Below are 19,140 nucleotides of genomic sequence, written 5' to 3' on the forward strand. Positions count from 1 at the left end.
CGGCGGGGCGATGGTGCTGTCCGGCGCGGCCGAGCCGGCCGGGGTCGATGTGACGGTGACGGTGGCGGAGATTCGCTCCACCAAAGGGGTGGTGCGCGCCTGCATGACGACCGACGCCGGGAAATTCCCCCGGTGCCGCGGGGTTGCCGGGGCCCACAGCGCGGTCGTTCCGGCCAAGGGTTCGGTCACCCTCACCTTCACCGGTGTGCAGCCCGGCCGCTATGCCATTGCCCTGCTGCATGACGAGAACAGCAACGGCAAGGCCGACCGTGCGCTGGGAATGATGCCGAAGGAAGGGTTCGGCTTCTCGCGTGATGCCAAGGTCCAGATGGGGCCGCCCAAGTTCGGCGATGCGGTGTTCGAAGTCGGCGCGGCCCCGGTCAGGCAGTCGATCCGGATGCGATACATGCTCTGATCCTGTGCTGCCGGCACCATGACGTCATCCGGAAAGGTGTGCGCGCAACTTAACGGTATGTTTACCATGGCCCGCCAGAACAGGTTCTCGAACCACATGGGGGCTTGGCTCAGGTCATGGACACACTGCGCGGACACTTCGACGCATCACGGCTGGATGACGACGGGCGCGACGATTATCCCGGCGATGACGATACCGGAATCGAATCGCCACCGGCGGGCATCGGAACCGACGAACGCCGGATGCAGGTGCGCGCCTACAATTTCTGGGCGAGCCAGCTGCAGGATCGCAATTTTCCGTCGATCGAGGAACTCGAGCCGGACCAGTTGCCTGATTTCGGGCCCTACAGCGTGCTGCTCGACTTCTCCGCCGGGATCGACAACCCGGCCGTGCAATATCTCGGGCGCGAACTGGCGCGCGAATGCGGCACCGACAATGCAATCGGCCAGCTGTCGGATGTGCCTGCTCGCTCTCTGCTGAGCCGGATTACCGACCATTACCTCCAGATTATCGCAAACCAGGCGCCGATCGGATTCGAAGCCGAATTCGTCAACCAGCGCGGGGCAACGATTCTCTACCGGGGGATCCTGCTGCCGTTCTCAAGCGACGACGACACCATCGACTTCATTTACGGCGTGATCAACTGGAAGGAAATGGCCGACCAGATGACGTCGGACGAGCTCCTGCTGGAGATCGACCAGGCGCTGGAAGAAGCCGCCGATCCGGTCCCGCTGCCGCAACTCGGCCAGCAGGACATTGCATTTCCCGTGACCGACTGGGCCGATGGCCCTGGTGCCGTCGTGGCCGATTTGCCGCTGTCCACCTACGACGACGGCGAATTCGATGATGGCTATGACGGTGATCCGCTGCCGCAGCCCCTGTTCGGCATGGATGTCGAGGCGTTGCTGGAGGATGAGGACGACGATGATGCCGCCGAGGAGGATGTCGCCGAATCGCGCTTCGCCTCGTTGCTTGGTGCCTCGCCGCGCCCTTCGGGCGCTTATGATCCCGCAGAAGACGATTGGGCGGAAGAACCGGCCGGCTTCGACGTCGAACTCGACATCGACCAGGAAGCCGATTTGGCCGGATATGATGCCGAAATTGCCGTTGCCGACAGCGATCTGCCGGGCGCAGGGCATTCGCCGGGTCCGTTCGAGGCCGTGGTGGAACCGGGCGAGGCGGCCGATGGTGACGGCGCGAGCGCGCCTGAAGCAGGCTTTGCCGATGGTGCGGAAGACGGCCCCGTCGGCCTTTACGACTGTCTCGCGGCAGCGCGCGAGCTGGCCCACGCCGCCCGTAGCAGCGAGGATCGCAGCCGAGCCGCCTTGTACGAGGCAGTGGGCCGCGCTTACGATGTCAGCCTGGCTGCGATGGAAGAGCCGCAGGAATTTGCCGATCTGGTCGCCGAAAACGGCCTGACCGTGCAGGACCGCGCGCCGATGACGCCAGTCGTCAAGCTGGTGTTCGGTGCCGATTACGACAAGACCCGCCTGACCGAATATGCGGCCGTGCTGTCCCATGCGCATCGCAGCGGGATCGAGCGGGGCGGGTTGACGCGCTTTCTGCGCCAGGCCGAAGGCGGCCTCAAGGGGGTGGTCCAGGCCGAGCGCCGCCTCCGCCGCGAGGAAGCAGGCAAACCAGCCGAGGCCGCCGACGGCCCCCGCGAAGCACTGGCCCGCAAGTTGCGCGAGATGGAGCCACGTGGCTTCGGCGACATCGCCCCGGAGGGCAGTGAATTCGGCCTGGTGATGATCCGCCGGCTCGAAAGTGGCGAGATTGTCGTGCTCGGCGAAGTACCGGACGACGTGTCGCTGGTGGAGCGGGCCGCGCGCCGCCTGCTCGGCTGATCATTCACCCCTGAACAGCGATCCATCCGGTACCGTCGAAAAGCATGGCACCCCTCCTTGCTGCCCGCTAGAGGGAAGCCGGTATGGCTTTCGGCAGAGGAACACGGCGCATGGGCTGGATCGGCTGGACCGCTACCATCGTGCTCGTTCTGGTCGTGGCTCTGCTTGGCGCATGGCGATATGCCCACGCCACCGGTGCGGTCGGCCTGCTCGAATGGGCGGATCGCACGATCGGCACCACGCAAGGAACCGCCGTTGCGGCCAGCGGCGTCGCTTTCGGCGATGATCCTGCGCAAAGGCTCGACATCATTGCTCCCAACACACCGGGGCCGCACCCGGTGATCGTGTTTTTCCACGGCGGCGGCTGGCATTCGGGCAGGCCGGAAGACTACCGCTTCGTTGGCCGCACCTTCGCCCGCGCCGGCTATGTCGTGGTCCTGCCCGGCTATCGCCTTGGGCCCGAGGGCATCTACCCCCGCATGCTGGAGGACGGCGCGGCAGCACTGGCCTGGACCAACGCTGAGATTGCCCGCTTCGGCGGCGATCCCCGGCAGGTGATCCTGATGGGTCATTCCGCCGGCGCGCATACCGCAACGATGCTGGGGCTCGAGCGGCAGTGGCTGGGCCAGCAGGGCCTGCCCGATGGCTTCGTCAAGGCCGTCGTCGGCCTCGCCGGTCCCTACGATTTCCATCCCTTCACCAGCGATTCTGCCCGCAATGCGTTTGGCCACGTGCGCGATCCGGCGGCGACGCAGCCTATCACCTTCGTGCGCGGCGATGCCCCGCCGATGCTGCTGCTGACCGGCGATGCAGACACCACGGTGAAACCGCGCAACAGCCGCGTGCTGGCCAAGGCCCTGACCGACGCCGGGGCGCGGGCGGAACTGGTTATCCTGCCTCAGGTCGATCACGCCGGGCCCGTGCTCAAGCTGGCCCGCCCCTTTGCCAGAGACACGCGGGTGCGCGATGCCGCGCTCGGTTTCCTCGACACCCTGCCTGAGGCTTCAGTTCCGGTTCAGGCAGAAATGCGCTAGCCTGCCGCAATGCGCCTCCCCGCCCTCCTGTTCGCCCGCTGTCTTGCCATTCTCGCTGCGTTTTCGCTGGTGGCGACCCCGGCACAGGCGCAATCGATCCTGCGCGATGCGGAGACCGAGGCGCTGCTGCAGGACATGGCCGCTCCGCTGGTCGAGGCCGCCGGTCTCGCCCCGGGTAACGTCGACATCGTCCTGATCAACGACCGTTCGATCAACGCTTTCGTGGCGGGCGGCCAGGCGATCTACATTCACACCGGCCTGATTGAGGCGGCGGATACCGCCAACGAGGTGCAGGGCGTGATCGCCCACGAACTGGGCCACATCACCGGTGGGCACATCATCCGCTATGACGAAGGTGCCAGCAACGCGACCGGGATTTCGATCCTGTCCCTGCTGATCGGCGTCGGCGCCGCGCTGGCCGGGGCGGGTGACGCAGCGATCGGCGCGATCATGGCCGGGCAGCGTGCAGCAATGGGCAAATTCCTCGCCTTCACGCGGGTGCAGGAATCCTCTGCCGACGCGGCCGGGGCGGAATATCTTTCCCTTGCCGGGATTTCCGGGCGCGGCTCGCTGGCCTTCTTCAAGAAGCTGCAGAACCAGGAATTCCGCTACGGCGTGAGCCAGGATGACGAGCAGGCCTTCGTCCGCACCCACCCGCTGACCGGTGACCGGCTTTCCACCCTGCGTGATGTCTACGAAAGAGACCCGGCCTGGACAGCGCCTGACGATCCGGTGCTCCAGCGCCGGTTCGAGCGGATCAAGGCCAAGCTCTACGGCTATCAGGCAGAACCGCAGCGCGTGCTCCAGGCCTTTCCTGAACAGCGCCAGGATGTGCCGGCGCGCTATGCCCGGGCCTATGCCTGGCACAAGGAGGCCCTGATGGACAGGGCGCTGGTGGAGGTCGAGAGCCTGCTGGCAACCGATCCGGACGATCCCTATTTCCTCGAACTCAAGGGCCAGGTCCTGCTCGAATCGGGCCGCCCGGCTGAGGCCATCGCGCCCCTGCGCCGCGCGACCGAGCTGTCTTCCCACCAGCCGCTGATCGCGTCCATGTTCGGGCATGCCTTGCTGGCGACCGAGGATTCGAGCCATCACCCGGAGGCCGAGCGGGTCTTGCGGGCGGCGGTTTCGCGTGATCGCTACAACCCGTTTGCCTGGTACCAGCTGGGCGTGGTGTTTGCCGCACGGGGCGACATTCCCCGGGCGCGGCTCGCCAGCGCCGAACAGCAGGTCATGAGCCGGCAGTATACCCTTGCGCTGCGCAGTGCCCAGGCGGCCGAGGCAGGCCTGCCCCGGGGCACCCCCGACTGGATCCGGGCGCAGGACATTTCGCTCCAGGCCCGCGCTGCGCTTGAACAGCAGCGCGACCGCCGCTAGCCCCGGACACATGGCACGCACCCTGTTTCTCACCGCGCTGGTCGCGCTCCTGTCCGGCTTCGGCGGGGCGGCCCTGTGGTCGCTGAGCGGCCTGGGAGATAGCCAGGTGCGCCAGTACCTTGTCGCCAACCCCGATATCCTGCCTGAAATGGCCGAGGCGTTCGAGCAGCAGCAGTCGGCCAAGCGGCTCGCTGACGTGGGCGACGATGTCACCCGCGCTTTCCCCGGTGCGGTGCTGGGCAATCCGCAGGGCACGGTCACGCTGGTCGAGTTCACCGACTATGGCTGCACCTATTGCCGGACCAGCCTGCCGCACGTCGAGCAGCTGATTGCCGCCAATCCGCAGCTCAAGGTGGTGATCCGCGAATGGCCGATCTTCCAGGGCAGCGAGGAAGCCGCCCGGATGGCGCTGGCAGCGGCGAAGCAGGGCAAATACACCGCCTTCCACAACGCCATGTTCATCCAGGGTCCGCCCAATCCCGCGCGGGTGGAAGCGGCGGCACGCTCGGCCGGGCTCGATCTGGCAGCGGCCCGGGCCTATGCGGTCTCGCCTGAGGTCGATGTGGAGATCGCCCAGAACCGTGCCCTGGCAGATCAGCTCGGCTTCACCGGCACGCCCAGCTGGGTGGCAGGCGGGCAGACCCTGGTCGGCGCGGTCGGCCCGGAATCGCTGCAGCGGGCGATCGATCAGGCAAAGGGCACCTGAGATGCGCGCGCTGCTCGCGATCATCGCGGGCGCGATGCTTGTCTTGGCCAGCCCGCCACTGGCCCGCGCCGGGCAAGCTTCACCCTATCTGTTTCTCCAGCAGCGCGATCAGGCGCTGTTTCACGCCGGGTGGCGGCTGGTGACGGGCAACGCACCGTTCTGCACCCGCACGGTGCCGGCGACCGGGCTCCTGCTTCACGACGCCGCTACCTACCCCGATCCGCCCGCTGCCCGCGCCGCGCTTGGCCTTGCGGGGGACGTAGCGGTGCAGGCAGTGGCGGCTGGATCCCCGGCAGCTCGCAGCAACGTGCCGGTTGGCGCTACGCTGAAGCGGCTGGAGGCGCGCGATCTTGCCGCCGCGTTCCCGCCGTCGCAGCCGCCATGGCAGCGGCTTCTGGAAATCGAAGCCGCGCTGGAGCAGGCGCTGGCTCGCGCGGGCGAAGCCAAACTGACGTGGGAGGAGGCCGGCGGCAGCCTTGCCTCTGCTGCCGTTCGGTCGGTCCCCGCCTGTCACAGCCGGTTCGAAGTGACCGGAATCGGCGAGCGGGCTGCGGCAGACGGGGAACGGGTGCTGGTCGGGGACCGGTTCCCGGGGTTTGACTGGCCGGAGGAGGAATTCGCCGCTGCCGTGGCCCATGAACTGGCGCACAATCTGCTCGGCCACCGTGCCTGGCTGGACCGGCACGGGCGCAGCCGGAGCAATGTCCGCCGGACGGAGGAAGAAGCTGACCGCCTGGCCCCGTGGTTGCTGGCCAACGCGGGCTACGATCCCGCAGCCGCGGTGCGCATGATGCGCCGCTGGGGCCCGGACCACGGCGGGGGCTTGCTGCGCAAGCGCACCCACGCCGGGTGGGACGAACGCGCGGAGATGATCGCTGGCGAACTGCCGCTGATCGATCGCGCGCGGGCTAGTGAAGGCAGGGCTGACTGGTCTCGCTATTTCCGCCGGGAGACCGGCGGATAGCCCTTATTCGGCGGCTTCGGCCTGCGGTTCATCGAACTTGTAGAGCGTGCGCAGCGGGCGGGCCATGACCCGGCGGACCATCGGCTCGAAGAACGCAAGCGGCTCGCTCTGGTAGTCAGGGTCGAACGCGCACTGGTCATACTTCTCGCAGAATTCGGCGCAGGCCTCGAAATGCTCGTGATCGCGGAATTTCTCGCGCGAATTCTGGTCCATGCCGAGATAATGGAAGTAGTAATAGCCCTGGAAATGGCCGTGGTTCTGGCAGATCCAGTGCAGCTCCTCGCGCACGAACGGCTTGATGATCGCGGCGGCCACATCAGGGTGGTTGTAGCTTCCCAGGGTATCGCCGATGTCGTGCAGCAGGGCCATGACGACATATTGCTCGTCCCGCCCGTCGCGGTGCGCGCGGGTGGCGGTCTGCAGCGAATGCTCCAGCCGGTCGACCGGGAAGCCGCCGAAATCGCCATCGAGCAGGCGCAGGTGGTCAAGCACCCGGTCAGCCACGCCCGGGGCGAATTCCTTGAAATGTGTGCCGATGATCGCCCAGTCTTCGGCCGTGCCTTCCTTCATCGCCCGGAACTTCGCCCGTTCATGCGCGCCCTGTTCCAGCGTTTCGCCTGTGCTCATGGCCTCTCTCCTTCGGCGCAGAGTGTAGCGCACGCGCCCGGCAGCGCAAAACACATCTGACGCTCGTGCAGAAATCGGCTAAGACCGGCAGTGATGGCCCTGATGCCCTTTCAGCCCACGCCGTTCTTCGCCGACAAGAACCGGGCGTTCTGGACCCTGCAGTTCGCCGGCTGGGGCGGGGTGCTGCTGCTGCGCGCCATGTCGGCCTTTGCCAATGGCCAGCCCGCCAGTTTCCTGGTGCTGATCCTGATCACCACGATCACCGGCTTCTCGCTCAGCCTGCTGCTGTCGCCGATTTTCCGCCAGCTGATCAATCGCCGTCCGCTGGTCACCTGGGGCGCGACGACAGCGGTGCTGCTGGTCGCGGTCAGCCTCCACGCCTTCATCGACAGCTGGGTGCTGGGGCTTTACAGCAGCAATGCGGAAACGGGCTTTGCCCAGCTGTTCATCGGGATATTCTTCCTCAACCTGTCGCTGCTGGGGGCCTGGTCGGCGCTCTATTACGCGATCAACTTCTTCCTCCAGGTGGAGGAGCAGGCTGACCGGCTGGAGCGGCTGGAGGCGCAGGCCACCAGCGCGCAGCTCGCCATGCTGCGCTACCAGCTCAACCCGCATTTCCTGTTCAATACGCTGAATTCGATCAGCACGCTGGTGCTGCTCGAGCAGACCGAGCCGGCCAATGCCATGCTCACCCGCCTGTCGGGCTTCCTGCGCCATACCCTGCTGACCGAGCTGACCGGCACGATCCCACTGGCAGAGGAGGTCGAGACCCTGCAGCTCTATCTCGACATCGAGCGGATGCGGTTCGAGGAACGGCTGCGCACGCACTTCGATATCGAGCCTGCTGCCGAACAGGCCCTGCTGCCCGCCATGCTGCTGCAGCCGCTGGTCGAAAACGCCATCAAGTATGCCGTCACCCCGCAGGAAGAAGGCGCGCGAATCACCGTTTCGGCCAAGGTGCTGGGCAACCGGTTGCGGGTGGCGGTTTCCGACACCGGGCCCGGTGCGCAGGGCCCGGGGCGGCGCCCCCTGCCGGATGCGGTGACCGGGCGGCGCACTGTCTCGACCGGCGTCGGCCTGCCCAATATCCGCAACCGTCTGGCGCAGGCTTACGGCGAAGAGCACCGGTTCGAGATACGCACGCCTCCCGAAGGCGGGTTCACCGTCATCATCGAGATTCCCTATGAAACGGCGGAGAAAACTGCACCGATGTCGGCACCGACACGCATGGCAAGCGTTCCCGCTCCGAGCCAGCCCGGGCTGGCCGCTGCCCCCACTCCTGGAGCCCTGACATGACCATCCGCACTGTTCTCGTCGATGATGAAAAACTCGCCATCCAGGGCCTGCAACTGCGGCTCGAGCGGTTCGAGGACGTCGAGATCATCGCCACTTGCGCCAACGGGCGCGAGGCGATCCGCACGATCAAGACCGAAAAGCCCGATCTCGTCTTTCTCGACATCCAGATGCCGGGGTTTGACGGGTTTTCGGTGGTCAAGGGCGTGATGGAAATCGAGCCGCCGCTGTTCGTGTTCGTCACCGCCTTCGAGGAGCACGCCATTCGCGCGTTCGAGGCCAATGCGGTGAATTACCTGATGAAGCCGGTCGACGAGGTCAAGCTGGCCGACACGATCGAGCGGGTCCGCCAGCGGCTGGCCGAAAAGCGCGGGGTTGAGGAAGCTGAAAAGCTGATGACCGTGCTCAGCGAGGTTGCCCCCGAAGCGGCCGAGGAGTTCGTCGAGAGTGATGGATCGGCCGACAGCGCCGACCGGTTCGAGAAACTGATCAACATCAAGGACCGCGGGCAGATCTTCCGCGTCGAAGTGGCGTCGATCGAGCATATCGAAGCTGCCGGCGATTACATGTGCATCTACACCGGCGACAATTCGCTGATCCTGCGCGAGACGATGAAGGATCTGGAACGCCGGCTTGACCCGCGCACCTTCCAGCGGGTCCACCGCAGCACCATCGTCAACCTTGACCAGGTCCGCCAGGTCCGCCCCCACACCAATGGCGAATGCTTCCTGGTGCTGGAAAGCGGCGCCGAGGTGAAGGTTTCGCGCAGCTACCGCGATGTAGTTGCCCGCTTCGTGCACTGATTGAGGCGAAGCCGCATCCGCGGCTTCGTCCTCGCCAGACGCGCGGCAGAGCCCCGCCCGCTGCGGGCGACCTTGCGGAGCCTGCGGCTCCGTTTATGGGTAGGCTATGACCAGCTCTACTCTCCCCGGCTTCGATCTTGACCGCTTCGTGCGCGAAACCCTTGCCGAAGACCTGGGCGAAGGCCTTCCCGGCGGCGGCCGCGACGTTACCTCGCTCAGCGTGATTCCGGCCGACGCGCGCTTCTCGGGCGTGATGGACAGCCGCGATCCGATCGTCGTCGCCGGGCTGCCGATTGCCGAGGCCTTCTTCCGCGCGCTGGATCCCGAGATGGCGATCGAGCTGCTGGTCGGCGAGGGCGAGGAGGTGCCGCCAGGCACGGACCTGATGCGGCTGGAAGGCAATGCCCGCGCCATGCTGACGGCCGAGCGTAGCGCGCTCAACACCGTCCAGCACCTGTCCGGCATCGCCACCCTGACGCAGCGATATGTCCGCGCGATGGATAATCCCGCCTGCACCCTGCTCGATACCCGCAAGACCATCCCGGGTCTGCGTATCCTTGAAAAGTACGCGGTCCGCATGGGCGGGGGCAGCAACCACCGCATGGGGCTGTGGGATGCAGCGATGATCAAGGACAACCATGTGCTGGTGGCAGGCTCGGTTGGCGAGGCGGTGCGCCGCGCGGTCGAGGCCGGGGTCAGGGAAATCATCTGCGAGGTTGACCGGCTCGACCAGATCGAACCGGCGCTGGTGGCTGGCGCGACCCGCCTGCTGCTCGACAACATGGAACCCGAAACGCTTCGCACCGCCGTGTCGCTGGTCGGCGGGCGGGTGCCGACCGAGGCCAGCGGCGGGATCAACCTCCAGACCATCAAAGCCAAGGCGGCAACCGGCGTGAACTTCGTCTCGGTCGGCCGCCTGACCCAGAGCGCACCGGCCGCCGATATCGGGCTGGACTTCACCGCGCTGTGAGATTGGCCGCCGGACCACGCCCGTTATCGGTCCGACTGTTTGCCGCATCTTTCCTGTGTGCCGCGCTTATCGCCTTCCTGCGCGACCTGTCGGACTGGCAGCGGACCGCGGCGATGATGGCGGCCAAGGTTCCCGACATTTCCTGGACGTGGGATGCCGTGATCGTGCTGCTGTCGGCCCGGCTCTCGATTGCGCTCATTCCCATAGCCCTGGTGTGGTGCGCGGCCAGCAACTTCGCCCGCTGGATGGTGACCCTGCTTGCTCTGGGGAAACTGATCAATGTCCCCCATGCAATCGGTCTGTTGCGCAGCGGAGCCCCGATCGATCCGTGGTGGGCAGTGTCGACTGCGCTAAGCCTGCTTGCAGTGGGGTTCCTTTTCACGCCCGGCGCGCGCGAATGGTTCAGAACGAAGGGGGAAGATCGCGTTGCGGTTTTCAGTTAGCATCGGGCGCTGCCTCTGGCTCTCCGCGCTCCTTGGTGCAGCGCCGCTGCACGCCCAGGCCTATCAATGCCGGATGCCGGAGCGGATTACAGTCCCGCGCATCACGCCCGATGCCGGCGAGCGCCGTGTGCCCGTGACCGGCTATACCCTCGCGCTCAGCTGGGTGCCGGAGTTCTGCAAACCGCGCGAGGGCGAGCCCCGCCATGCAATGCAGTGTTCGGGTAGCAACGGCCGCTTCGGTCTGGTGGTCCACGGGCTGTGGCCGGAGGGGCGCAGCACCTGGCCGCAATGGTGCCGTAGCCCGCGCAGCGTCTCGCCGGTGGAGGCGCGGCAGAACCTGTGCATGATGCCCTCGGCCAATCTGGTCGCGCGCCAGTGGGCCAAGCACGGCAGCTGCATGGCGCGCACGCCGGAGGGCTATTTCAAGGCGACCCGGATCCTGTGGAACAGCCTGGCGCTGCCCGACCTCGACCGCCTCTCGCGCGAAGACGGGCTCACCGCCGGGCGGCTGCGCGAGGCATTCATCCTTTCGAACCCCCACTGGAAGCCGGAGATGATCGGAGTCCGCCTCAACCAGCGCGGCTGGCTGGAGGAACTGCGGCTATGCTACGGCAAGGACTTCATGCCGGCCCGGTGCGATGCCCGGCAATTGGGGGCCCGGGACAGCGCAGGTGTGAAGATCTGGCGGGGGTTGTGAACGGCCAGGACAGCCCGACTCCGGCTATTTCCTATGGGTTCCTAACAAGGTTATCATACCTACCCAGAGCACCAGAACTGCAAGGCTGGGCAGGATATAGAATCCAATCGCCAAGAGGTAATCTGCTAGCCTGATGGGGCCGACAAGCGCAGCGCCAATCGGAAACAAAACAGTTATGACGATGAAAACGATGGCCGCAGTGGCGGCTACGATGCGGCCCGCCGCTACTGCGCTTCGCTTCGCACTTCGCGAAAACACCAGCGGCAGCAAGTAGAACATACAAATTCCGGCTAGATATGGCGCGGCCTCGCTCAGATAACTTTCGGACACTTTACCGCCGCTCTCTGAAAAACCCGCGCAGCAATTCCGCCGCCTCGCTCTCACCCATGCCGGAATAGACTTCGGGACGGTGCAGGCATTGCGGCTGGTCGAACACCCGGGCGCCGTGTTCCACCGCGCCGCCCTTGGGGTCGCTGGCGGCGTAGTAGAGCGCGGCCAGTCGGGCATGGCTGATCGCGCCGGCACACATCGCGCAGGGCTCCAGCGTGGCCCACAGCTCGCACCCCTCCAGCCGCTCGTTGCCGAGCGCCAGTGCGGCGGCGCGAATCGCCACGATCTCGGCATGGGCGGTGGGATCGTTCGTGGCGCGCGGGGCATTGCGGCCCTCGCCGATCACCGCGCCATCCTTGACCACGACCGCGCCAACCGGCACTTCGCCCGCTGCGGCGGCTTCGCGGGCCAGCTCCAGCGCGCGCTGCATCGGGTGCGGGAGAGGCCAGCGGGTCATAGCTGCCGAGCTAGCGAGCGCGCCCCTCTCGCGCAACTTGCTTGACGATTCGGGATGCCAAGGCTAAGCGCGCCGCTTTCCGGGATACCCCGACAGAAACGCGGGCCTTCGACCTTGGTTGGCGGCCCCCACTGCAAACGGACGAGAAAAACCATGTCGCGCATCTGCGAACTGACCGGCAAGGGTCGCCAGGTTGGCCACAACGTGAGCCACGCCAACAACAAGACCAAGCGGGTGTTCCTGCCCAACCTGCAGAACGTCACGCTGATGAGCGAAAAGCTGGACCGCAGCTTCAAGTTCCGCGTCTCGACCCATGGCCTGCGCTCGGTCGAGCACAATGGCGGTCTCGACAACTGGCTGCTCAAGACCAATGACGAGAAGCTCTCGACCAATGCGCTCAAGGTGAAGCGCGAGCTGAAGAAGGCGGCAGCGGCCGCCTGATTGAGCTGTTATTCTGAAAGGCGCGCCGGGCTTGCCGGGCGCGCCTTTTGCGTGTCCGCCGGCCGCGTGTCGGGTGTCCAGCGCAGGCGGTAGAGCAGGGTCCGCTGCAGCGCGGCGCCATTGTCGTCCGAGATCAGCCACAGCGTCAGAGCGCCATCCGCGCGCGGCTCCACCGCCAGACCTTCGAAATTGTCGGTCGGCAGGTCCAGACCGAAGCGCGCCACTTCCACGCCCCGCCACTGGCCGCCCGCGCGAATCGCGGCCGGATCAGCGATGAGCAACCGGGCGGAGAAGCGCGGCGGGATGACACCTTCGATAGCCCGCAGAAGGATCAGCACCCGCCCGTCAGGCAGTGCCGCCATGTCCGTGGCGCGGTATGGCTTTGGCGGGACGAACGCGAACGATACCGATTCGGCACCATCCACCGGATCGCCCTCGAACAGCAGCGCCGGATAGCCTTCCCCCGCCCACTCCGGTGAGCCCTCACCCAGGATGATAAAACGCCCGTCGGCGAGGCGGGCCATGGCTTCCGGCCCGCGATTACCGAGCCAGCTTTGCATGCCCTCCGGAAGGATCCGTTCCGGGTCCCGCAGGGACAGATCGTGCCTGTCCACGCTGTTGGCCCCCTCGTAGGCAATCCATAGCCGACCGGTCGGCAGATCAATGGTCGCGGCCTCCGCATCGACCTGGCGCTTGTCGCTGATCGCCTCGCCGCCGATCACGCCGAACTGCGGGTCCGGCCCGTTTCGGCCGGGCGGGGTAAAGCGCAGCCAGCGGCCCCGGTCGCTGACCGCCAGCAAGGTGCCGTCGGGCAGGGCAACGAGGCCGGAATAGCCGTGGAAATGGCTGTTGGGGCTGGTCAGATGCCACACCCCTTCGATCATGATCTCCCCCGCCTGCCGGCTGGCCCCTGCCAGTGGTTCCATCCGTAGAATAGGGCGCAGGTCCTCGACCAGGCCCGGCCCGCGCAGCCAGGTGCCGGGCGCCAGGCCAGCGGCAATTACTGCCAGCAGGGCGAGCCGAACAGTCCGACGCATCGCGTTGGTCAGTTCATCGGGCCAGTGAACAGTAGCGGATCAAGCCGTGCGTCGCGCCACTTGAGGCCCCAGTGGAGGTGCGGCCCGGTGGTTCGCCCGGTCGCACCGATATTGCCGATGTACTGGCCCTGGCGCACCACGTCGCCCTCGCGCACCGCCAGCTTCGAGCAGTGCAGGAATGCGCTGTTGAGGCCGTTGCCGTGGTCGATGATCAGCAGATGTCCTTCGAGGCTGAACGGCGTTTGCGCCGCCAGCGTAACCACGCCGTCAGCCGGGGCGACGAACGGCGTGCCGCTGGTGCCGGTGGCGATGTCGATCCCCGAATGGTAGCTGGCCGGCTCGCCCTTGTAGATGCGCTGCGAGCCGAACCGGCCGGAGATCCGCCCCTTGAGCGGCCAGATGAACTGCTGGCGCCAACCCGCTACATCGTGGTCGATGCTGCGGGCGGCGTTGATCCGGGCCAGCTCCGGCCGGCGGCGCTCCATGAATGCCTCGGTTGCTCCGCCCGGCCGGCGAGCGACATTGACATGCTCGATCCGCCACTCGCGCGGGGATACGCTCAGGCTCTCGGTGACGGAACGGCCGTCGGCAAGCTGCGCCACCAGCACGCCCGGCCCGGTGGCATCGCGGTCGAACGCGGCAAAGAAGGTGCCGTCAGGAGCGAGCGGCAGCTTGCGGCCATCGAAGCGGAGCTCGACCGTTCCGGCCGGCGCGATGCCGCGCAACCAGCCGCCCTGGGTGCGCTCCCCTTCGAGCCGGGTGAACCCGGGGGCAGGCCGGTCAGGAAAGGCCGGTTTGGTCACGCCTGCTGGCGTTTCACTGGCGGGGACCACGGAGGTTTCGCTGCGGGCGCTGCCGCATCCGACCAGCGCGGCAAGCAACAGCAAGGCGGGAAATGCGCGCGTCGCCATCAGCTTTCGAGAAACCGCCGGGTGGCGATTTCGGGCGTGGCATAGGCTTCCTGCCGGTCGACTGACCAATAGCGCAGCTCTTCCAGCGGAATCACCGCGCCGCTGACTGCGCAGCGCACGTGTTGCCCATGGCGCAGCACCCGGAACCCGCTCGGTCCGTAGTGCAACTTCGCCTCGCTATTGCCTCGATTCATCAACATCCTGCGTTCCTAGCAGAGCCGGTTCAGCCGAACAAATCATCCTGCCGTGGCGGGGTGCCTTCCGGTTTCCGCTTTGCCCTGACCGGTTCCGTCTTCGCAGATGCCGGTTTGACCGGGCCTGAACCCGATGGCGAATCGGCTGGCATGACAGCCAGCGCGCCATCGGCAAAGGCAAGCTCCAGCCGGGCTTGTGCGGCGGCGGTGGCCCGATCGCGCACCAGCCTGCCCTCGCTATCGCGCACCAGCACGAAGCCGCGCTTGATCGGGGCCGTGGGATCAAGCGAGGCAAGCAGACGTCCGGTTCCCCCAAGCCGCTCAGCATCCCGGCCAAGGCGCTGGGTCAGCAGGGCAGGTGCCAGGCGAACACGGGCAAGCGCGTCGCGCGCGTCGCGGGCCGCCCGTTCCAGCGTGGCAGGCGCCAGCCGCAGCGCGCCGAGCCGCTCGCGCCCGCGCGCTGCCCGGTCGCCCAGCGCGCGGCGCAGGCGCTCGGACAGATCATCGAGCCGCTGGGCTTGCGGTTGCAGCAGCGCCTGCGGTGCGGGCAATCGCCGGGCCCGCACCTCCAGCCGCTCGCGCCCCAGCTGGACCGGGCGCAGGATCGCGCGCTGCTGGCGAGCGCGTAAGTCAGCCAGGGTGGCGGCCAGTTCCGCCCGGACCGGAACCGCCATTTCGGCGGCCGCTGTGGGTGTGGGCGCGCGCCGGTCAGCGGCGAAATCGCAGAGCGTGGTGTCGGTCTCGTGCCCGACCGCGCTGATGACCGGGATCGGTGATGCGGCGACCGCGCGCACCACTGCTTCCTCGTTGAAGCTCCACAGGTCCTCGATCGAGCCGCCCCCGCGTGCGACGATCAGCAGGTCGGGGCGCGGCACGCCACCGAGTTCGGGGCCGCCCTCGGGTATCGCGCCGAAGCCGCGCACGGCCGCAGCGACCTGTTCGGCGGCACCCTGCCCCTGGACCAGCACCGGCCAGACCAGCACGTGGCTGGGAAACCGGTCGGCGAGCCGGTGGAGGATATCGCGGATGACCGCGCCGGTCGGGCTGGTCACCACGCCGATCACGCGCGGCAGGAAAGGCAGGGCGCGCTTGCGGGATTCGTCGAACAGCCCTTCGGCGCCGAGCCGCTGGCGGGTCTTCTCCAGCAGCGCCAGCAGCGCGCCTTCGCCCGCGATTTCCATCGTTTCGATCACGATCTGGTATTTCGACCGGCCCGGATAGGTCGTCAGCTTGCCACTGGCGACCACTTCGATCCCGTCTTCGGGCAGGAACGAGAGCCGCCGCGCCCCGCCGCGCCACATTACCCCGTCGAGCACCGCATTTTCGTCTTTCAGGCAGCAGTAGAGGTGGCCCGAAGCCGCCCGCTTCACGCCTGACAGCTCGCCGCGCAGGCGCACGAAACCGAACCGGTCTTCCACCGTGCGCTTCAACTTCTGCGATAGCTCGGTGACGGTAAGCGGCGCGGCATTGTCCCCTTGCCGCGCGCGCGCTACCAGCCCGCCACTGTCGACGTCATCGGAATCGGAAGCGGCCATGAACATCCTTCTGCTGGGCTCGGGCGGGCGCGAACATGCGCTGGCGTGGAAGCTGGCGCAATCCCGCCTGCTGGCTGGCACTGAGGATAAGCTCTATGCTGCCCCGGGCAACCCCGGGATCGCGGACCATGCAACGTGCGTGGCGCTTGATGTGACCGACCATGGCGGTGTGATTGCCTTCTGCGAAGAGCACCGGATCGGCCTGGTCGTGGTCGGGCCGGAAGCGCCGCTGGTGGACGGGCTGGCCGATTCGCTCCGCGGCGAAGGCATTGCCGTGTTCGGTCCTTCCCGCGCTGCGGCGCAGCTGGAAGGAAGCAAGGGCTTCACCAAGGACCTGTGCCAGCGGGCCGGCATCCCCACGGCCGGGTATGTCCGCACCGCCTCGCTCGAAGAGGCCCGCCGCGCGCTGGGCGGTTTTGCGCCCCCCTATGTTCTCAAGGCCGACGGGCTGGCTGCGGGCAAGGGCGTGGTCATCGCTGACACGCGCGAGGAGGCCGAGGCAGCCCTGGCGGACATGTTCGGCGGCCAGTTCGGTGCCGCGGGTGCTGAGGTGGTGATCGAGGAGTTCATGGCGGGCGAGGAAGCGAGCTTCTTTGCCCTGACCGACGGCGCAACCGTGCTTCCGTTCGGCAGCGCGCAGGATCACAAGCGGGTGGGCGATGGTGATACCGGCCCCAATACCGGCGGGATGGGCGCCTACAGCCCGGCGCGGGTGCTCACCCCCACTCTCCACGGCGAAGTGCTGGAACGGATCATCCTGCCCACGGTGAGGACCATGGCGGAAGAAGGCACCCCCTATTCCGGCGTGCTGTTCGCCGGACTGATGCTGACCGACCAGGGCCCCAAGCTGATCGAATACAACTGCCGCTTCGGCGATCCCGAATGCCAGGTGCTGATGATGCGGCTGGAAAGCGATCTGGGCGAACTGATGTACGCCTGCGCCACCAATGCCCTGGCGAGCCAGCCGCCGGTCCGGCGCTCACGCCAGACCGCGCTGACCGTGGTGATGGCAGCGAGCGGCTATCCCGGCACGCCGGACAAGGGCGGGCAGATCGACCTGGATGCAGCCGAGACGGACGGGGCGAAGGTTTTTCACGCCGGCACTGCCCTTGATGAGCAGGGTGCGTTGGTCGCCAGCGGCGGGCGGGTCCTCAGCGTGACGGCAACGGGCAGCACGGTGACCGAGGCGCAGGCTGCGGCCTATGCCGCCGTCGACAAAATCGATTTCAAAAGCGGATTTTGCCGGCGCGATATCGGCTGGCGGGAAGTGGCGCGGGAACTGGCCGGGGAAGCGGGCTGAGGATCAGCCGTCCGCCTTGCGGTACGGCACGAAGTCCTCGAGGAAGACGACCCCAGTGAAGAAATTGCCGGTCCGGTCATGCGTGGTCACATTGTCAAGTTTGCACAGCTGGCCGGAACTGCCGTACTTTCGGATGACCAGATAATCGTTGTCATCCAGGCTGTCCGGGTTGCGGGTGCGATTGACCCACAGAGTCTTGCCCTGGCGATAGACCAGCGCGGTGCCGTCGATGACCTGCAGGTTGCCGCTGCCGAAGGTGTTGATGCAGCGTTCCGGCTCACCTGCAACGCGGCCTTCGAGCATTTTCGCAAGTTTGATCTCGCCCTTGCTCGGAGCTGGCGCTTCTTCCGCCGAGGCGGGCATGGCCAGCACGGCAAGAGCGGCGAACGGCATCAAGAACTTCATCGGTCAGCCTCCTGTCTGCAAGCGGTCAGTATCACCCGGAGATGAATCGGCCCGCCATGATGATATCATCGCCGGTATGCGATGAACCATCGATGACCGTTCGGCCGAAACTGCAAACTCAGTCCTGCGGGACCCGGAAGGTGCCCGATACACGCCCGCTGCTGGAGCCTGGCCCCTCGCCGGTCACACCGGACGAGCCCGAAGCGCGCCCGTCCACGCTGGAAAACCCGGTCCTCAGGTCGATCACCAGCCGCCCGCCGTTGAGCGTATCACCGCCGCGGCGCAGGCGGACATTGCCCGCCATGGTGATGATCCGCCGGTTGAAGTCGTAAACGGCCACGTCGCCGCTGGCGGCCTCATCGGCCCGGGTGACCTGGACTCCGCCGGTGGCCGTAATCCGCTGGATGCCGAGCGAGCCGGCATCCGAATAGTTGACGATCGTCCGCGCCGAGCGAACGCGCAGGCCGGCCTGCTGAATATCGACGCTGCCGGACAGGACCACGCGGTTCTGCCGGTCCTGCAACTCGATCCGGTCAGCCGCATAGGATACAGGTGCGTTGGAATTGTGCCCGGCGATCGCCTGCGCACCCGCCTGCATCCCGGCAAACAGGGCCAGCCCCCCGGCAAAACCGGCCAGTGCCCAGCGGGGCGCGTGCTTCCAGTGCGTGTTCATTGCGGCATCCTCAGTTGCCCCGGCACCATGCGCAGCCGCGCATTGCCGTCAAGCGTGATGGTTCGTTCCGACAGGTCTGCGGCCAAGCGGTCGGCGGAAAAGGTGCCCGCCGGGATTTCGCCCTCGACACCGCCATCGCCCGTCATGCGCTTCGACCTCAGGTCGATCGAGACATCGCGGGCGACCATGCGGTAACCGTCGGCGGCGGTCAGGCGCACTGGCCCGAACACCCGCATGACCTCGCTTTCGATCGTGTAGGCGCCCGATTCGGCCGAGAGCCTGGCGGGCCCTTCCGCCAGCAAGATCCGCGCGATGAGGTCATACATCCGGACAACCCCCTCGCTGCTCGATCGCTGGACCGCCTGCCCCGCCTGCAGGGAAAAGGGTCGTCCCTGGTCATCCTGCCCGCGATACATGGCGTTGGCGACGGCGAGGCGCTCGTCGATGACCGCCACCTTGTTGCGGTCGAGCAGGAAGCTCACCTCGCCGCGCGGGCTCAGCGGGGTGATGATCATCAGCGCCGCCAGCACGCCCACGCCCATCGGCAGGGCACGGGCGAGAAAGGCAATCAGCCGATCATGGCGCCCGCCGGGCGCGGCCATGTGCTGCCGCGCACTGCGCAGCGCCCGTGCCTGCTCGGTCTCGACATGATCCTCGATCACCATTGCCTTGCTTTGCCAG

The 19,140-nt window shown here is 66.9% G+C and carries 23 protein-coding genes; 13 read left to right on the forward strand and 10 right to left on the reverse strand.

Annotated elements, in window-relative coordinates:
* Window positions 1-10 precede the first annotated feature (10 nt).
* From U4960_RS01830 to U4960_RS01855, 6 genes are all read left to right on the forward strand, one after another.
* Window positions 11-415 (forward strand): DUF2141 domain-containing protein, encoded by a 405-nt coding sequence (locus U4960_RS01830; RefSeq protein ID WP_324261911.1) that lies wholly within the window; start codon window positions 11-13, stop codon window positions 413-415.
* Window positions 416-531: 116 nt separating this feature from the next.
* On the forward strand, window positions 532-2,262 hold the full coding sequence (locus tag U4960_RS01835; RefSeq protein WP_324261912.1) for a PAS domain-containing protein: 1,731 nt from the start codon (window positions 532-534) through the stop codon (window positions 2,260-2,262).
* 110 nt (window positions 2,263-2,372) lie between these two features.
* A complete protein-coding gene (locus tag U4960_RS01840) occupies window positions 2,373-3,296 on the forward strand; it encodes an alpha/beta hydrolase (protein ID WP_324261913.1) in 924 nt (307 codons plus the stop codon).
* Between the two features lie 9 nt (window positions 3,297-3,305).
* On the forward strand, window positions 3,306-4,673 hold the full coding sequence (locus tag U4960_RS01845; protein ID WP_324261914.1) for a M48 family metalloprotease: 1,368 nt from the start codon (window positions 3,306-3,308) through the stop codon (window positions 4,671-4,673).
* A gap of 10 nt (window positions 4,674-4,683) precedes the next feature.
* Window positions 4,684-5,379, forward strand: a complete 696-nt coding sequence (locus tag U4960_RS01850) for a DsbA family protein (protein WP_324261915.1) — start codon at window positions 4,684-4,686, stop codon at window positions 5,377-5,379.
* Between the two features lies 1 nt (window position 5,380).
* Window positions 5,381-6,343: a hypothetical protein gene (locus tag U4960_RS01855; RefSeq protein ID WP_324261916.1), complete on the forward strand. Its 963-nt coding sequence runs from the start codon at window positions 5,381-5,383 to the stop codon at window positions 6,341-6,343.
* A 3-nt stretch (window positions 6,344-6,346) separates the two neighbouring features.
* On the opposite strand, the gene U4960_RS01860 is transcribed toward U4960_RS01855, so the two are convergent.
* Window positions 6,347-6,970 carry an HD domain-containing protein gene (locus U4960_RS01860; protein ID WP_324261917.1) on the reverse strand — a complete coding sequence of 208 codons (624 nt, stop codon included), beginning with the start codon at window positions 6,968-6,970 and terminating at the stop codon, window positions 6,347-6,349.
* Between the two features lie 93 nt (window positions 6,971-7,063).
* Here U4960_RS01860 and U4960_RS01865 point away from each other — a divergent pair, with 93 nt between their 5' ends.
* The 5 genes from U4960_RS01865 (at window position 7,064) to U4960_RS01885 (ending at window position 11,176) form a co-directional block, all read left to right on the forward strand.
* On the forward strand, window positions 7,064-8,266 hold the full coding sequence (locus U4960_RS01865; protein WP_324261918.1) for a sensor histidine kinase: 1,203 nt from the start codon (window positions 7,064-7,066) through the stop codon (window positions 8,264-8,266).
* Complete coding sequence (locus U4960_RS01870) at window positions 8,263-9,066, forward strand: LytR/AlgR family response regulator transcription factor (protein ID WP_324261919.1); 804 nt, start codon at window positions 8,263-8,265, stop codon at window positions 9,064-9,066. The genes U4960_RS01865 and U4960_RS01870 overlap by 4 nt, the downstream gene beginning before the upstream one ends.
* A 106-nt stretch (window positions 9,067-9,172) precedes the next feature.
* Complete coding sequence (gene nadC / locus U4960_RS01875) at window positions 9,173-10,036, forward strand: carboxylating nicotinate-nucleotide diphosphorylase (protein WP_324261920.1); 864 nt, start codon at window positions 9,173-9,175, stop codon at window positions 10,034-10,036.
* A 2-nt stretch (window positions 10,037-10,038) separates the two neighbouring features.
* On the forward strand, window positions 10,039-10,479 hold the full coding sequence (locus tag U4960_RS01880) for a hypothetical protein (RefSeq protein ID WP_324261921.1): 441 nt from the start codon (window positions 10,039-10,041) through the stop codon (window positions 10,477-10,479).
* Window positions 10,463-11,176, forward strand: a complete 714-nt coding sequence (locus tag U4960_RS01885; protein WP_324261922.1) for a ribonuclease T2 family protein — start codon at window positions 10,463-10,465, stop codon at window positions 11,174-11,176. Before U4960_RS01880 ends, U4960_RS01885 begins: the two co-directional genes overlap by 17 nt.
* A 24-nt stretch (window positions 11,177-11,200) precedes the next feature.
* Here U4960_RS01885 and U4960_RS01890 read toward each other — a convergent pair whose 3' ends face one another.
* Together U4960_RS01890 and U4960_RS01895 are read right to left on the reverse strand one after the other, a co-directional pair.
* Complete coding sequence (locus U4960_RS01890; protein ID WP_324261923.1) at window positions 11,201-11,506, reverse strand: hypothetical protein; 306 nt, start codon at window positions 11,504-11,506, stop codon at window positions 11,201-11,203.
* 1 nt (window position 11,507) lies between these two features.
* Window positions 11,508-11,963: a nucleoside deaminase gene (locus U4960_RS01895; RefSeq protein ID WP_324261924.1), complete on the reverse strand. Its 456-nt coding sequence runs from the start codon at window positions 11,961-11,963 to the stop codon at window positions 11,508-11,510.
* A 153-nt stretch (window positions 11,964-12,116) separates the two neighbouring features.
* Between U4960_RS01895 and rpmB the strand changes: the two genes are divergently transcribed.
* Window positions 12,117-12,404 carry a 50S ribosomal protein L28 gene (gene rpmB, locus U4960_RS01900; RefSeq protein WP_324261925.1) on the forward strand — a complete coding sequence of 96 codons (288 nt, stop codon included), beginning with the start codon at window positions 12,117-12,119 and terminating at the stop codon, window positions 12,402-12,404.
* An 8-nt stretch (window positions 12,405-12,412) separates the two neighbouring features.
* On the opposite strand, the gene U4960_RS01905 is transcribed toward rpmB, so the two are convergent.
* Genes U4960_RS01905 through xseA form a run of 4 tightly spaced genes read right to left on the reverse strand, consistent with a single transcriptional unit; the run spans window position 12,413 to window position 16,081 of the window.
* Window positions 12,413-13,441, reverse strand: coding sequence for an esterase-like activity of phytase family protein (locus U4960_RS01905; protein WP_324261926.1), 1,029 nt, complete (start codon window positions 13,439-13,441; stop codon window positions 12,413-12,415).
* Window positions 13,442-13,449: 8 nt separating this feature from the next.
* A complete protein-coding gene (locus tag U4960_RS01910) occupies window positions 13,450-14,352 on the reverse strand; it encodes a M23 family metallopeptidase (RefSeq protein ID WP_324261927.1) in 903 nt (300 codons plus the stop codon).
* Complete coding sequence (locus U4960_RS01915; protein WP_324261928.1) at window positions 14,352-14,552, reverse strand: DUF2093 domain-containing protein; 201 nt, start codon at window positions 14,550-14,552, stop codon at window positions 14,352-14,354. Before U4960_RS01915 ends, U4960_RS01910 begins: the two co-directional genes overlap by 1 nt.
* Window positions 14,553-14,575: 23 nt before the next feature.
* Window positions 14,576-16,081 carry an exodeoxyribonuclease VII large subunit gene (gene xseA / locus U4960_RS01920; RefSeq protein WP_324261929.1) on the reverse strand — a complete coding sequence of 502 codons (1,506 nt, stop codon included), beginning with the start codon at window positions 16,079-16,081 and terminating at the stop codon, window positions 14,576-14,578.
* Between xseA and purD the strand changes: the two genes are divergently transcribed.
* Window positions 16,080-17,381: a phosphoribosylamine--glycine ligase gene (gene purD, locus U4960_RS01925; protein ID WP_324261930.1), complete on the forward strand. Its 1,302-nt coding sequence runs from the start codon at window positions 16,080-16,082 to the stop codon at window positions 17,379-17,381. The genes xseA and purD overlap by 2 nt on opposite strands.
* Before the next feature lie 3 nt (window positions 17,382-17,384).
* Here purD and U4960_RS01930 read toward each other — a convergent pair whose 3' ends face one another.
* The 3 genes from U4960_RS01930 to lptC form a co-directional block, all read right to left on the reverse strand.
* Window positions 17,385-17,786: a hypothetical protein gene (locus tag U4960_RS01930; protein ID WP_324261931.1), complete on the reverse strand. Its 402-nt coding sequence runs from the start codon at window positions 17,784-17,786 to the stop codon at window positions 17,385-17,387.
* A gap of 118 nt (window positions 17,787-17,904) precedes the next feature.
* Window positions 17,905-18,459: an LptA/OstA family protein gene (locus U4960_RS01935; RefSeq protein ID WP_324261932.1), complete on the reverse strand. Its 555-nt coding sequence runs from the start codon at window positions 18,457-18,459 to the stop codon at window positions 17,905-17,907.
* Window positions 18,456-19,124: an LPS export ABC transporter periplasmic protein LptC gene (gene lptC / locus U4960_RS01940; protein WP_324261933.1), complete on the reverse strand. Its 669-nt coding sequence runs from the start codon at window positions 19,122-19,124 to the stop codon at window positions 18,456-18,458. The genes U4960_RS01935 and lptC overlap by 4 nt, the downstream gene beginning before the upstream one ends.
* Between the last annotated feature and the right edge of the window lie 16 nt (window positions 19,125-19,140).

Source organism: Altererythrobacter sp. H2, from assembly GCF_035319885.1.
Lineage (GTDB): Bacteria > Pseudomonadota > Alphaproteobacteria > Sphingomonadales > Sphingomonadaceae > 34-65-8.